The sequence below is a fragment of the Methylococcales bacterium genome (genome assembly GCA_030949405.1).
In the GTDB taxonomy this organism is placed as follows: Bacteria; Pseudomonadota; Gammaproteobacteria; order Methylococcales; family Methylomonadaceae; genus WTBX01.
The window spans coordinates 1968151-1982042 of record JAUZSN010000002.1; the positions used below are offsets into that span (position 1 = coordinate 1968151).

At 36.6% G+C, this 13892-nt stretch carries 14 protein-coding genes; 6 read left to right on the top strand and 8 right to left on the bottom strand.

The genetic code is table 11. The features are described 5' to 3' along the window. Positions 1-4 precede the first annotated feature (4 nt). The 4 genes from Q9M50_10205 to Q9M50_10220 all read right to left on the bottom strand — a co-directional run bounded on the left by Q9M50_10205 (position 5) and on the right by Q9M50_10220 (position 3722). Positions 5-757, bottom strand: a complete 753-nt coding sequence (locus Q9M50_10205; protein ID MDQ7090999.1) for a PepSY-associated TM helix domain-containing protein — start codon at positions 755-757, stop codon at positions 5-7. Then, positions 744-1253 (bottom strand): FMN-binding protein, encoded by a 510-nt coding sequence (locus Q9M50_10210; protein MDQ7091000.1) that lies wholly within the window; start codon positions 1251-1253, stop codon positions 744-746. Before Q9M50_10210 ends, Q9M50_10205 begins: the two co-directional genes overlap by 14 nt. Positions 1254-1451: 198 nt before the next feature. Beyond that, the gene (locus tag Q9M50_10215; GenBank protein MDQ7091001.1) at positions 1452-2807 is read right to left on the bottom strand and encodes a porin; all 1356 of its coding nucleotides are present in this window, start codon (positions 2805-2807) and stop codon (positions 1452-1454) included. Positions 2808-2894: 87 nt separating this feature from the next. After that, entirely contained in the window at positions 2895-3722 is an 828-nt protein-coding gene (locus tag Q9M50_10220; protein ID MDQ7091002.1) for an MOSC domain-containing protein, read from the bottom strand. Between the two features lie 451 nt (positions 3723-4173). Here Q9M50_10220 and Q9M50_10225 point away from each other — a divergent pair, with 451 nt between their 5' ends. The 4 genes from Q9M50_10225 to Q9M50_10240 all read left to right on the top strand — a co-directional run bounded on the left by Q9M50_10225 (position 4174) and on the right by Q9M50_10240 (position 8197). Beyond that, a complete protein-coding gene (locus tag Q9M50_10225) occupies positions 4174-4344 on the top strand; it encodes a hypothetical protein (protein MDQ7091003.1) in 171 nt (56 codons plus the stop codon). A 134-nt stretch (positions 4345-4478) separates the two neighbouring features. Continuing rightward, positions 4479-6893: a hypothetical protein gene (locus Q9M50_10230; GenBank protein ID MDQ7091004.1), complete on the top strand. Its 2415-nt coding sequence runs from the start codon at positions 4479-4481 to the stop codon at positions 6891-6893. Between the two features lie 255 nt (positions 6894-7148). Continuing rightward, on the top strand, positions 7149-7325 hold the full coding sequence (locus Q9M50_10235) for a hypothetical protein (protein MDQ7091005.1): 177 nt from the start codon (positions 7149-7151) through the stop codon (positions 7323-7325). A gap of 230 nt (positions 7326-7555) precedes the next feature. Continuing rightward, the gene (locus Q9M50_10240; protein ID MDQ7091006.1) at positions 7556-8197 is read left to right on the top strand and encodes a uracil-DNA glycosylase; all 642 of its coding nucleotides are present in this window, start codon (positions 7556-7558) and stop codon (positions 8195-8197) included. 56 nt (positions 8198-8253) lie between these two features. Here Q9M50_10240 and Q9M50_10245 read toward each other — a convergent pair whose 3' ends face one another. The 4 genes from Q9M50_10245 to Q9M50_10260 form a co-directional block, all read right to left on the bottom strand. After that, the gene (locus tag Q9M50_10245) at positions 8254-8892 is read right to left on the bottom strand and encodes a VWA domain-containing protein (protein MDQ7091007.1); all 639 of its coding nucleotides are present in this window, start codon (positions 8890-8892) and stop codon (positions 8254-8256) included. 84 nt (positions 8893-8976) lie between these two features. Beyond that, positions 8977-9561 carry a TerD family protein gene (locus Q9M50_10250; GenBank protein ID MDQ7091008.1) on the bottom strand — a complete coding sequence of 195 codons (585 nt, stop codon included), beginning with the start codon at positions 9559-9561 and terminating at the stop codon, positions 8977-8979. 126 nt (positions 9562-9687) lie between these two features. Continuing rightward, positions 9688-11286: a phospholipase D-like domain-containing protein gene (locus Q9M50_10255; GenBank protein MDQ7091009.1), complete on the bottom strand. Its 1599-nt coding sequence runs from the start codon at positions 11284-11286 to the stop codon at positions 9688-9690. 11 nt (positions 11287-11297) lie between these two features. Next, positions 11298-12809, bottom strand: coding sequence for an endonuclease/exonuclease/phosphatase family protein (locus Q9M50_10260; GenBank protein ID MDQ7091010.1), 1512 nt, complete (start codon positions 12807-12809; stop codon positions 11298-11300). Positions 12810-12998: 189 nt separating this feature from the next. Between Q9M50_10260 and Q9M50_10265 the strand changes: the two genes are divergently transcribed. Together Q9M50_10265 and Q9M50_10270 are read left to right on the top strand one after the other, a co-directional pair. After that, positions 12999-13475: an EndoU domain-containing protein gene (locus Q9M50_10265; GenBank protein MDQ7091011.1), complete on the top strand. Its 477-nt coding sequence runs from the start codon at positions 12999-13001 to the stop codon at positions 13473-13475. 9 nt (positions 13476-13484) lie between these two features. Next, positions 13485-13772, top strand: a complete 288-nt coding sequence (locus Q9M50_10270) for a hypothetical protein (protein MDQ7091012.1) — start codon at positions 13485-13487, stop codon at positions 13770-13772. The last annotated feature ends 120 nt before the right edge of the window (positions 13773-13892 follow it).

Here is a 13892-nt window from a genome sequence, read left to right on the forward strand (position 1 = left end):
CCTATCATTTATAGGGCGGTAATAGTTTTTTAAGGGCATGTTTTAACCAAATACTCAACCCTGAAAAAATAAGTAAGATTAATAAGATGCCACAGGCATCGACAATAAAAACGCCTATTTTTCCAAAGAATCGTCCACTGTGTAGATCTAAAAAAATACGTTCTAGGGGAAGAATTGTACCACGAAATTCTTGTTTAATAACGGTCTCTATGGATTCAGGTAATTTTGCCGTTTGTGACCATTGAATTTGTGTTGTTGATGCCGATTTCCAGCTAAGTAAGCCATCATCGGAGACTAAAATAGTTTTTAATTGCTTAATAAAAATATGTTGTTGGGTATTTATCCCTATTTTTTCTAAACGAGGCTGTTCAATGTGTTCAATGATAGCCCCGTCTAAAGAGAGTAATATCAGGCTATTTTCTAATGCGATAACAATGAAATCATGGGTTTCAATCGCCCCTTGTAAAACCTCAGTGGTGTTTGAAATAACCGATTTATTTAAATAAAGTTGTTTGTCGAATTGACTGATGTAGTGCTGAGATGTTTTGAAAACACGGGTTGCATTTGGGGAAAGGATGCCATACCAAGTAAGTAAATAAGGGTTATGCGTATAACGACTATCTAATTTTAAGGTGTCGGTATGATTTAAAGCAATGCCTGTTATAGCGAGTACTAATAAAACCAACGCGGAAATTAATCCCATATAACGATGGGCTTTATAAAGTAATCGCCAAAAGGAATGGCTATTTTTCTTCATTAATTTTTTGGTCAAAGAATAAAGCGAGTTTAGCTATTTTAGTTAAAGCTCGAACAGAAAGTGTGGCCCCTGAAATTCCATCAATAGCCTGAGTTAGTTGTAAATTATCCGCTAAGCTTATGTTTTTAAATTGCTGGGTAAAAAAGTCATGTTTAACTTCCCACCCTCGACTTTCTCGGAAGGCCAGTACTTTTAATTGGCTAATTTTTTGTTGTTCAACAACGACGGCGACGGTAATGAGTTTCGTTTTACCTATTTCATCCAATATCCAGACACTTTTATCCGCATTTTGCCAATAACGCGTGCGTAAAAAACTCATTTTATGTTGAAGAATTTTTTCAACATGAGGCTTTATGGTTTTATCAAGCCATAATAGCTGAGGTTCAGGCAGGGTGTCGGTAAAAATTTGATTTAAAAAATCGTCCTTACTTTGATAGGTTTCAGCAAAAACAATTGAGCAACTAATAAAGAATAATAAAGCTATTTTTTTTAACATACTTACGATTTTAAAATAAAGTAGAGATACGATGTTTGGCATCGCTTAAGTTTGAACGATAGGCATCCTTCATTTTTCGGTTTACAGTTTAAATCGGAGTTCAATAGCCTTATTTTACTACACACTATTTTTTAAGAATAAAGTGTAAACTACGTTTAAGCTAAATAAAGGATGCCGAACTATAAACGCTTTTTTTAATTAGAAGCTATAACCAATCCCTAAATCAAAGCCTCGCTCATCGCTATTTTCCGTTAAGGTATCTTGTTTATAGATATAATTTACCTTTAAGACTACATTTTCATGTATCCACCAATTTGCGCCCACTTCCCATATATTATAATTTTTGTCACGACCACTGTAGTAATCAAGTTTTTGAAAGCGTCCGTAAATACCGACATCACCATAATTTGTAGGTAAACGGTAGCTTGGTTCTAAATACCAGCCGTATTGTGTTTCGGCGGCTTGGTTGGCATCGCCATTTATAGTAATCTGCCAACGACTATAAAGTGCTTTAGCGGTAAAGACACCAGGTCCTACACTATGACTATAAATCGCATGGGTTTCAACTAATGTTCCTGAACCGACATCCACTTTATCCGCACTTGGGTTATCACCTTGTCCCATATCGGTTTGATGCAGTACGGTTGCGGCAACTTCTAAACCAGGAACGCCCGTATATTTAACGCGAGCAACAATAATAGGTTCATTCGCTTGTTGCTTGGAGACTTTACCACGACCTGAGCGAACCGAATAGTCATTGCCCATTTCTAACCCCGTCATTACAGCGGCATCCACACTTAAGCCATTATCAAATTTATAGCGGGCTCCAATCCCCGCTTCCCACCATGTTGTAGGAATAATATATTTTTCAACTTCATTACGCTCTACGCCATAAAAGGTATAAGGTTCATGAGTTTCATTGATAGTGCCTATTGGCATTAAAAATAAACCCGCTTTTGCAGAAAAGTTATCATTAAAATAATATTCTAAATACGCCTGTTCTAATTCAATTTCGCCACTTTGACCATCACCTGCAATGGAATTCTCGAGTTCTAATTCAGAAAAAAACTGTAAATTATCAGAAAATTCATGACCAAAAAATAAAACGAAGCGATGAAAGTTAACTTGTTCTTGATGGCGGCCATTTTCTCGACTACGGTTCGTGTAGTGTAATTCGCCATAACCGCCTATGGTCGTATTATTAAAGAAGCCGCTTACTTGTGAGCTGACGGTTACATTATCACTCACGGTTTCAACCGCGACCGTATTATTTTTAACTTGTTTTTGAGTGCTTTCAAGTTTGGTTTTTAAGGTTTTATTTTGTTGTTTTAAGCTTGAGTTTTCGCGTGAAATTTTTTCTAATGCAATTGCTTGTTGTTTTTTATACGCTTCAAATTGAACCGCTAATTCATCGGCGGTAATTGCGTGGGCTGTTGAGGTTAATAATAAGCTTGAAGCTATGATGATCGTCAAATAAGATTGAGTGGATAACATAGAAAAGTCCATAAGATAAAGATAAGTGTCTATAGTAATACAAATACGAATGATTCGCAATAACTAGTGTTGCTTTTACACAACAGATCTTGACGGTCAGTCTTTAACTTTATATATCAGCTTAATTTTGGGTTGAAAATTTATGGATTAAATAAGCGGGGGTTGAGATTTTCCACTCAGATGAATAATTAATGGGTCATTAATGTTTAATAGACCTTGTTGATCGTGTAACGCATTTTGTCCAAAAAATATTTTATGCTGCCATTTTCGTAAACGATTAAGCGTTGTTAACGGCTCTTTTGTTATTTCAGCATTGTTGGGATTTATGGCAGGAACTGAGCAGCGAGAACAGGGTTTTGGTAATCGGAAATTAATTTCACCAATCATTATTTCTCGCCAATAATCTTCCGCATAAGCCTTGCAATTGGCAATGACTAAATTAGGTCGAAAGCGGGCCATGGTGACTTCTAATTGCATCGCCTCATTAAGTGATTTTAAAGAGGCTTCTGAAAGGATGAGAAAAGGAAAACCATCACTAAAATTAACCTTATCGGTTGGGGTTGCATAGGTTAAATCAACAATACGATTAACCGAGTCAGGTTGATAGACTAAACGACAGGGTTGTTTCAAAAAGGTCGTAAACCATTGGTCTAATTCTGTAGAGACACAACGCGCTAAACAGTCATCATGCCAGATATGGGTGATGACAGGCTCACCTTCGGTTGTGTCCTTTAATGAGAGTTGAATAGCATCCATTTCAGGCGCGGATAAAATTAAGGTGGTATCAACTAGATGGGTTTTAATTAAGGCCATTTTAGGTAAACGGCGTTGAGATAAAAATTTATTATCCGAGTCAATTAACATCCATTTTCGATCATAGCGTAACCCTTTTTCATTGACAGGCCAGTGATTAACATGAATCCCTGCTAATGATTTTATAGGGTAAATAATAAGTTGACTTAAAAAAGGGGGCATGGCAATGATCCTTTGCAGTATTTGTTACGTTGATGAAGGGCGTTCTTTTTTTATTTATTGTTTTAAACGTTTTAGCATTTTAAAAATAGTAAACAGTTCTTTATCATCGGCATTATAGTTTTTGCTAATACAATATTGATTATTATTTAAAACCATAAAATTCCACACTAAGGAATGCGGATTTAATAAAACCCAAATCTGAATAAATTATATCAGTTGGTAACAAGTTTTGAATCAAGTATGCTCTATTGTTATGAAAATACAAAATTATCCAGTAAACATTGAAGCGCAAATGCGCAATTTTTATAATAGCTTATCGGAAAAAGACCGTCGCCGCTATTGAAGCGACAAAATTGGGCTATGGCGGGGGTAAGCTATATTTGTCGAATTTTACAGTGTGATGACCGTACCATTACTCGCGGTCAGCAGGAATTAAAAACCGACCTATCTAATGAAAAGCAAAGTATTTTCGAGTATTCTCAATACAACCTTTGAAACAGGGCGTAAAGTAGCGGATGATTTCAAAGAAAATATGCAAATTCAGTTTGATGAGTTCTTGCCTCAATGGAATTATGTTGCCATTCCTGTTGACTCCATCGTTTCGGGTTTTATTAAATCCTGAGTCTTTAGTATTTTTTAGTCAACGTTCTGCCTTTCTGGAATTCAAGTTTATTAAAAAAATAACGCAATAGGTTATAGCATTATTATGTTACAAAACGCTATACTAAATTAACTATTTTAGGCCAATTTAATTTTATGACTGCAACCAATTTATATACCCATTTAAAACAAGCTAAAAGTGAAGAAGACGTTAAGGATATTTACATTAAAGCCCTAGGACTTAAAAGTTATACCAAAGGTTTAGTTGATATTCGCACGGATGAAATCTGGTTTGAAGCCAAAGATACAGGCAGGCATTCCAGTTATGCCATGTTTACCCAATTATTGCATTATGTTCAAGATGGTTTGAATAAGGGTGAAACCATTCCGCCGTTTTTAGCGGTGATTGATACCGAAAAAGCGTCATTAATGAAGACTTCTGATGTGTTGCCATTTTTGAAAAAAAAGACGGTGAAGTGGGGCAAGTCGGCGAGTCAATACCCTAAAGAGGCGTTAGATGAAGTGTCGGCACATATTGGGACGCATTTTGTGTCGTTTAAAATGGCAACCCATGAAGATAAGTTTATTAGCACCGTTCAGGATGCCATTAAATTAGGCGATATTATTCGCACTCAGATTACCCCAGATAATTTAAAGCAGGTGTTTGATAAATGGGTGATGATGATTGGGCGTGAGGTGATTGGGGTTGATGAGGATAAATACGCCTTATTATTTTTTGCCGATATTATGCACGATGGGACGGTTTCGACTCATGATAATTTGCCTGCTGAATTGTTACATAAGAATAATGCGCCTGTGTTTAGTTTGGATGGCAAGTTGTATGAATTGGGGAATAAGGAAGGTTATCGTCAGTTTTGGGCGATTTATCATAAGCCACCTGAGGCGCAATATCGTAATTATTTGTTAGAGCGGCGTGACAGTTTGATTCCTTTGGATGAGCGCAGTTTTAAAGGAGCTTATTATACGCCGTTGGCGGTGGTAGATAAGGCTTATGATAAGTTGACGCAGACCTTGGGCAAGAATTGGCAAAAGAATTATGTGGTTTGGGATATGTGTTGTGGTGTGGGGAATTTGGAGGTTAAGCACAGTAATCCGCGTAATATTTTTATGAGTACTTTAGATCAAGCGGATGTCGATGTGATGAAAGCGACTAAGACTTGTGTGGCAGCACAGCGTTTTCAGTATGATTATTTGAATGATGATATTATGGATGACGGCGCGATTGATTATAGTTTGACGAATAAAGTCCCTCCGGGTTTACGCAAGGCGATTGCAGAGGGAAAAAAGATTTTAGTGTTGATTAATCCGCCGTATGCAGAGGCAACAAGTTCAGATAATATTAATTCTGGAGGTATAGCTCAAGCAAGTAAAACGGGTGTTGCAAAAACCAAACTTGCAACTGTTGGAATGGTGGATTATGGCAGAGCGAGTAACGAACTCTTTACTCAATTTGTTGCTCGAATTGCAAAAGAAATACCTAGTGCCACTTTAGCCATGTTTAGTACACTTAAATATGTTAATTCACAAACAATGAATGTTTTTCGTGGTTCTTGGAATGCTAAATATTTAGGAGGGTTTATTGTTCACAGTAAATCGTTTGATGGGTTAAAAGGAAATTTCCCCATTGGTTTTTTAGTATGGGCAACAAATCAAAATGCCAAGAAAAAACAACCTATTATTAAAATTACTACTGAAGTATTTAATAAAAATATACAAGCTATTGGTGAAAAACATTTTTACAACTTACCCAATGAACAACTATTGACCAATTGGGCTGAACGTCCAAAAACTAATAAGACAGAAGTAATTCCGCTAAAGAATGCAATTACACCCGCCACATCAACCAAGGATTTAAGAGGAAGAAAATGGTCAAATGATGCAATTGCATATCTTTGGTGTAATAGTAACGATATACAACAATCACTTAGAACTGCATTATTTTCATCTGGATTTAATGGTGGACATGGAATTTTTATTAATTCTAAAAATCTTTGGCAAGCCGCTGTAATTTTTTCAGTTCGCCGATTAATCAAACCTACATGGCAAAATGACCGCGACCAATTTTTACAACCTACTAAACCTTTATCCGATGAATTTAAACACGACTGTTTAATTTGGATGTTATTTCATAACAGTAATTTAACTGCCAGTGCAAATGACCTCGAATGGAACGATAAAACATGGTCAATCGTTAATCACTTCATCCCTTTCACCGAAGACGAAGTAAACGCCCCAGACCGTTTTGAATCCGACTTTATGGTGCAATACCTCGAAAAAAAGAAACTTTCAAAAGAAGCCAAAGCCGTTTTAAATGCAGGACGCGAATTATGGAAAGCTTATTTTTCTGAAACCGATGTTTACAACGTCCGCGAAGAACTCAAACTCAACCGCCCCGATGTCGGCTGGTATCAAATCCGCAACGCCCTCAAAAAACGTAATACAGACAGTGACGCTATTCCTACCGATTTTACCCCCTTTGAAACCGCGTATAAAACCCTCACCGAAAAACTTAAACCGCAAGTGTTTGAGTTGGGTTTTTTGAAAGCGTAATAGAATTAATAATTTAAAGAAAAATAACTATGATAAAGGGGTTGGATTAAATTAAGTTATTAAAAATAATATAAGTACCAAAATAAAAATTATCAGGTATACAATGTAATAATTTAAACCAAAATAGCATGAAATTTATAAAGCTACTTTACCGTTGAGGGAAGTGCTAAAAGTGAAAATATCATCGAAGCATTTAATGCTTTTGCAGGCTATTATGCGCCTTTTTACGCTGAACATAAAATACCCGTAATTATCGTGGTTGATAATGCTTCCGTTCATACCCGTCAGGCATTTTTAGAGAAACACGACGATTGGATGGGGCAAGGACTTGGGTTACCTTTGGATTGTTATTTAAGGTATGAACATTTGAAAAAATCAGTTTTAGAGATATTAGATAATTTCGGTAAAAAATACTTAATAACTTTTGTTTGAGTACTTACTAACTTAAAGCGAGACATTTTTAATATCAAAACTCGATGAAAATAGTCATCATCTTAAAATGATATAATAGTGTCCAATCATAATTATTTTAGAAACAACAGCGTTTTATGAAGCGACTCACCTTTTTAGATGTGAGTCATGTAGCGTTATTAAAACTGATATGAGGCAACGAAGTCAAAAAACACATTTTTTACGCTAAATTTAATATTAACTTGAAACCCATGACTTTTACAAAACAAATTTTTGATCTTCAATGTGAGCAATGTCCTCGTTTAAGCTCTTTTTTAAAAGAGGTTAAACGTCAGTACCCTGATTATCATGCGCGTCCTGTTGCTCCTTTTGGTGATGCGAATGCTCAATTATTAGTGGTGGGGTTAGCCCCTGGTATGCACGGTGCAAATGCAACAGGCCGTCCTTTTACAGGTGATTATGCAGGATTATTACTCTATCAAGCGTTGTATGATTTTGGCTTTAGTAATCAAGCCGATTCGAGGTCATTAGAGGATGGGCTTATACTTCAAAATGCGCGGATTACCAATGCGGTTAAATGTTTGCCGCCTCAAAATAAACCCACAGGTGCGGAAGTTAATCTTTGCAATCATTATTTGCAGGCAGAAATAAAAACGCTGCCTAAAAAATCAGTTTTATTAGCGTTGGGTGGACTTGCCCATAATGCAATTTTAAAGGCGTATCAGTTAAAATTAAGCAGTGCAAAATTTGGACACAATGCATTCTATCAATTACCTGATGGACGATATTTGGTTGATTCCTATCATACCAGTCGTTATAACATTCAAACTAAACGCTTAAACAGTGAAATGTTTGCCGCTGTTTTTTCTCAGATTCAAACCTTGTTAGCTTAAGTAATGGATTCTATGTAATCGTAAGGGGAGTTAGAACTTAGTCTATTTTAGCTAATTTAGGAAATAACCGTGATTTCTGCGGGTAGGGAAGGTAAATCATTGATATTAAGTGTACTTAATTTTGTTAAATTGACTTTATGGCTATGGCTACTGACACTGGCAGACACCCATTTAAAAAAAGATTTAATGGTTGATTCATTGGCACTATCCAGTCGTACCACGACATTGGCAATTTGTTTTAATACTTGGGGATTGACGGAATGACCTGCCGCACAACCGATCACCATTTGTAAGTTTAAGGCTTTAAATCGTTCTAAACCTTTTGACCAATTATGCGTTGGCTCGCCATCGGTCATTAAAAAGACCATAGGTCGCCAATCTCCACGTTGTGTTGCGGTGGTTTTGATGACTTCTTTTTCAATACAGTCGGCCGTTAATGAGAGGGCATCGCCTAGGGCGGTCATTCCTTCGACTTCGATGCTGGGCATTTGAAAACTGATTAAATTGGTTAAAGGAATCGTTTGTTTGGCGGTAGAATTAAAGGTAATAATGCTAATGTAAGCGGTTTCTAAGGTATAAGGGTCTTGTCGTAGGGTTAAAATAAGCGCGTTTAATCCTTGCTTAACCGCATCAAGAGGCTTTCCTGCCATAGATGCTGAGGTGTCAAGAACTAAATAAACGGGTAATCGTCGCATTAAAGTGATCCTATTTGATAATTAGTTCTGGAGAGCTATTTTTAGGTAGCTCTCTTAGTATAAATAATGAAAAGACTCAAACGTTTAAGCGGCATCAATGCCATAACGACTACAAACAGCGGATAAGCCCCCCGCAAAACCTTGACCGACGGCTGAAAAACGCCATTCCCCATTTTTCTTATAAATTTCACCAAAAATCATGGCGGTTTCAATGGAATAATCTTCGGTTAAGTCAAAACGTACAATTTCTTGGTTGGTCTCATCATTAACAATACGAATAAACGCATTTTCTATCTGTCCAAAATTTTGATTTTTTGCATCGGCATCGTGGATGGTAACGACAATTGCAATTTTTGCAATATCCATTTGCTGGTTAAGAAGGGATAAGTCCAGCTTTACCACTTCATCATCGCCTTCGCCATCGCCTGTTAAATTATCACCTTGATGTTCAACGGCATTATTTGCCCCCGTTAAATTATTATAAAAAATAAAATCAGAATCACTTCTTACTTTATCGGATGCGTCTAAAATAAATGCGGAGGCATCTAAATCATAGGTTGCGCCATCTGTTTGACGCTCATCCCAGCCTAAACCGACTTGGATTTTTTTTAAACCTGGGTTTTCTTTGGAAAGTGACAGCCTGCCACCTTTGTTTAATTGTACGGCCATGTGATTTCCTCTTGGGTAGTTGTCAATAGAAAGTAGGGGTTGAAAACGAGCGTAAGGTCAAAAAATTTTACGCTATATACTCTACACGGAGTGTTTATTCACGTTAGTTTAAAAATGCACGCCGGCTTAATAAACTCGAAATAATTGCTGTATTCGTTCAAACTCGTATAAATAGGGTTTTACAATTTCAGAATTGGCTGCAATAACAATTAAGTCATGCGAAAAAACAGAGGTATTATACCAATTAAAACTTCCCTCTATCATAATAGATTTATCAATAATACAATATTTAGAATGGATGGGAGAGTAAGGGATGGGGTGATCGTCTTGACCATAAACCAGACCTACAACAATCCCCGCTGATTTTAAACGATCAATCACAGGCAGCAGAGGACGATTTAACTCTTCTTCCATCGTTCGCTCGACCCCAATTTTTCCTTGCCTCGCTAAATGACCATTGAATAATATATGGACATGAACCCCTCTATTTTTAGCATGAATTAACGCACAAATGACACTGTCATTATGATTGCCTAATAATTCGCCAATCAAAAACAAACTTATTTTAATGGAGGTTTGAGCGCGATTAATTTCAGCTAAAATAGCATGATGAGGTAAATAATTTTCTCCATTTTGCAGCGTGTGATGCCCAAAGGTATAAAGCAAGTTAAAGTGGCTAAAAGGATCTATGCCGTAGTGCTGAATAACTCCGCCTCGTTGGCTTTGAAAAATATTGTCGAGCAATCGGCAAACGCCCTTAGAATGAAAGGTCATTCCTGATTCCCAGTTTGCCCACCAGCGATCAAAGGTGATATTAAACGAGCCTAAGATACAATCTTCATCATTAAAAATAATGAATTTTGTGTGCATATCGGGTTCAACTTCAATAAGTGAGTGATTCGGGCTACAGACAACCCCCATGAGTTCAACGCCTGCTTGTTTTAAACGTGCATAATTAGGACTGTTGGTTAAGGTCATTTTTCGCCAATCCACAATGCATTGCACCCAAACGCCTTGTGTGCTGGCATGAATTAAATGGGTTATGAAATCCGTATCATCAATACAATCAACACTTACTTTAATCGTACAAAGTCGATCGGGCGATTGTTGTTTTGAGGTAATAACCTTATCAATGAGGGAATGGATATAGCTTTTAGGATGGTAAGGATGATTAGGCTGTCCTTTGGTAAACTTAGGCATCAAATGCAATGATTCAAAATGATGATTTATCCAATTAACATCATCTTGTAGCGCATTGGCTTGTAACTCATAGGTTTGATAGCTATTGGGTGTCGAGTGAAGCGCGGTTATTTCACGGGTTTGTGGTTTACCTGAATCCCCATGTAATAGCGACCAATCCATAAACACATAATCTTTTTTCGAGGCAATGGAGTGGTTACCTTGATGAATAATAAACGAAAATTTAACACAATTAATGGAACCAAACGAATTGGAAAAGGGATGGAGGTAAAAATCTCTTGTTCTACGTTTATGATGGTTCCATTTAATATCATAGGCATCGGTATCTACGATATAAGTTTCACAAATATTATGATTTCGATAAACCTTTAAAATAACTTTTAAATTAATTTGATCGCCTTGAAAGAGTTCAAAGTCAATTTTCCCCCAGCGTAAAAAAAATTTATGATTAAAATCATTGGTTCTAGCGAATGAACCCCCTAACTCACCTTGTACTGGTTTGGCGTAGTGTTCAGCTATTTGCATAGTACATCCTTTTAACGAGGTTCAAATGTCATAAAGTAACCACAATGATCTGAGACTGGCCCATAATCTTGATCCGTAAAAATAACCTTAGCAGAAGTGATCTGTAATTCGCTACCTTTTTTCATAAAAATATAGTCAATTCGGTAATCATCGGCTAAAAGCTCACGCCAATGGTCATCATTAACCTTGAAAACTTTTTCAAAAACCCCCTGTTTATTAATCGCTAAAAATTGATCTTCATAATCCCCTGAATCAACGATTAATTGATAGCCGCTAGAGCCTGCGGCAACATTAAAATCACCACAAAGTAACGTGGCTTTAATCTCATCACGGTTATTTTTATCGGCCCATTGTTGTAATTGTTCGAATTGAGCTTTAAAACCATCTTCCAGCCAACTTAAATGGGCAGAAAAGACATTGATTTTACCGATGAAAGGGACATAAACTTCAGCGGCAACGACTTTACGGGAATGAATACTGTAAATATCATGACTTTCTGAGACATAGCTTGATTCTTTATTCGACAACGGGTAACGGCTTAAAATAGCCACGCCTTCCCTGTATTTATCAAAGCCTAAATGTGACCAGTCGTTATGAAGGTAAAAGGGTTTATTTAAACGGTCATTAATAATTTTTGCCGAATTAGACTCCCAGTCGCCCTCACCATCCCGCCAGTATTCAGCGACTTCCTGTAAACAGACAATATCAATTTCTAATTTATCAATCGTTTTTGCAATTTGTGTGAATTTATCATCCTGATTTTCTTCTTGATAGCAATGTAAGTTGAGGATAAGAATTTTTAATCGTTCATGCTGAAAACGATAATTATGTTCTGCATTATTCTCCCATAACGTTTGCGCACTATTTTCACACTTAATAATATATTCTGATTTAAACCAATCCTCGCCTTTTAATTCAGCCGTCCAAAGCTGAGTCTCATATTGATTTGGATTTCTAGCATTGCTTTGAAAATTCGTGTCCCAGTAATTATGATTCAAACAACACTTTGTTTTATGGGTCGTTTCCCAGCGATTGGTCGTCCAGTGAATGGTGACTGTTTTTGCATTAAATGCATTTGCCACCGCAATCGTGAGGGCAATAGATTGGGGCTTATCTTCAAGATGATTATCAAAACCTACATTTTGTATTTGCTGGTTATGGGTTAATTGGATACCCGAATCGGCTTCAGCGGCATAATTAAGCCCATGATTATTATCCCAATATTCTTTGCCTGAAACCCGATAACGTAAACTAAATTTAATGTTACCTGCTAGGGATTGTTTTGGCGTTAAATCAAAATTAATTGTCGCGTGCCAATGCTCCTTATCAAGCCCTTGCATACCATGAAAATTAACGGGTAAGGTATGCCAAATATCATCTTCTCCCGCCCAGATAACATCGACTTGTTTGCTGTAACTGACATTTTCAACCAAAATAAAAAATGTGAGCTGTTGTTGAACGAGGGATGTTTTTCGAGTGATTATATTTTCTACATAAAGTAATTTTATTTTATCCATCTTCATAATAATACGCCTGATTTTAATATTCGTAAAATGATAGAGAGCATTGCTTGATATTCAAAGAAATACTTTAGGAACAAGATTAATGAGAACTTTAACTTTAAGACTATAATAACCGATTCTGTTTTTTAAACTACACGGTAATTATTGATGCTTACGTTAAAAGTACGACTTTTTTCTTATTTACTATTAATGCTTCCAGTCGCAGCTCATGCCGAACTTTCTTGTCAAAGCAAGCTGGTAACATGGAGTGACAGCCGACCTGCGGTTAATTTAAAACATATTTTTTGTGGTGAAAGTAAGAACGGGCGCAATAAAGGCGTTCATTCCAATTATTTACTCTCAACCTCCCCCCTTGTCACGGGAATTTCTAATAAAAAACAACTCAAAGGCGGGATTTATAGTGCTAAAGTTAAATTTAGCGATGGAAAAAGTAAGTTTTCTACTTTTTTCCCCGATCATTGTACGTTAGCGACGATTACCCGATCGGTGATTTATGCCTCTACTCATAAGACCGCTAACCATCGACAATGGGGAATTTTAGGGCAATCCGCCCCTAAACCTGACAGTAGAGGTTATTGTTTACAATTTAATGGCGATACGTTTACGATACGAATGGGATTAATGAAAAATGGAAGCCGGGTTAATACCGCCTTTCCTCAACCTTAAAAAATTAAAATGATGCCTCAGTATTCCGCTTTATTTATGGATTTTTTAATCACAGACATTAATAAAAATATTGATTTTTGTGATGATATTTTACTCGCTTTAAAACAAAGACCGCTTAAAACAAGCTGTTTTTGTGGCAATGTTTACGAATTACAACTCACTGCAGATAAGGTATTTTTAGAAAATATTCATGATGATGAGATTGCTTCAGAATCAATGACCCTCGAATTATTACAATTAATGATAGAGGACTGGCGAAAAAAGATACTAAAGGAGGATAAAAATATAAACGCATAAATAATTGAGATGCAATGCATTGCGTCTACCCACTTAAAACGGGACAAGTTGAGGTTAAGCCTTGTTCCATAGTGTCCCGTAGCCCGTATTGCATCTCATTTTAATGGAGTGGTTATCGTA

Bases quoted from the DNA above. Each gene is read 5' to 3' on its own strand.
- Q9M50_10205 (MDQ7090999.1), bottom strand. From the start codon at position 757: ATGAAGAAAAATAGCCATTCCTTTTGGCGATTACTTTATAAAGCCCAT.
- Q9M50_10210 (MDQ7091000.1), bottom strand. From the start codon at position 1,253: ATGTTAAAAAAAATAGCTTTATTATTCTTTATTAGTTGCTCAATTGTT.
- Q9M50_10220 (MDQ7091002.1), bottom strand. From the start codon at position 3,722: ATGCCCCCTTTTTTAAGTCAACTTATTATTTACCCTATAAAATCATTA.
- Q9M50_10225 (MDQ7091003.1), top strand. From the start codon at position 4,174: ATGAAAAGCAAAGTATTTTCGAGTATTCTCAATACAACCTTTGAAACA.
- Q9M50_10230 (MDQ7091004.1), top strand. From the start codon at position 4,479: ATGACTGCAACCAATTTATATACCCATTTAAAACAAGCTAAAAGTGAA.
- Q9M50_10240 (MDQ7091006.1), top strand. From the start codon at position 7,556: ATGACTTTTACAAAACAAATTTTTGATCTTCAATGTGAGCAATGTCCT.
- Q9M50_10245 (MDQ7091007.1), bottom strand. From the start codon at position 8,892: ATGCGACGATTACCCGTTTATTTAGTTCTTGACACCTCAGCATCTATG.
- Q9M50_10250 (MDQ7091008.1), bottom strand. From the start codon at position 9,561: ATGGCCGTACAATTAAACAAAGGTGGCAGGCTGTCACTTTCCAAAGAA.
- Q9M50_10255 (MDQ7091009.1), bottom strand. From the start codon at position 11,286: ATGCAAATAGCTGAACACTACGCCAAACCAGTACAAGGTGAGTTAGGG.
- Q9M50_10260 (MDQ7091010.1), bottom strand. From the start codon at position 12,809: ATGAAGATGGATAAAATAAAATTACTTTATGTAGAAAATATAATCACT.
- Q9M50_10265 (MDQ7091011.1), top strand. From the start codon at position 12,999: ATGCTTCCAGTCGCAGCTCATGCCGAACTTTCTTGTCAAAGCAAGCTG.
- Q9M50_10270 (MDQ7091012.1), top strand. From the start codon at position 13,485: ATGATGCCTCAGTATTCCGCTTTATTTATGGATTTTTTAATCACAGAC.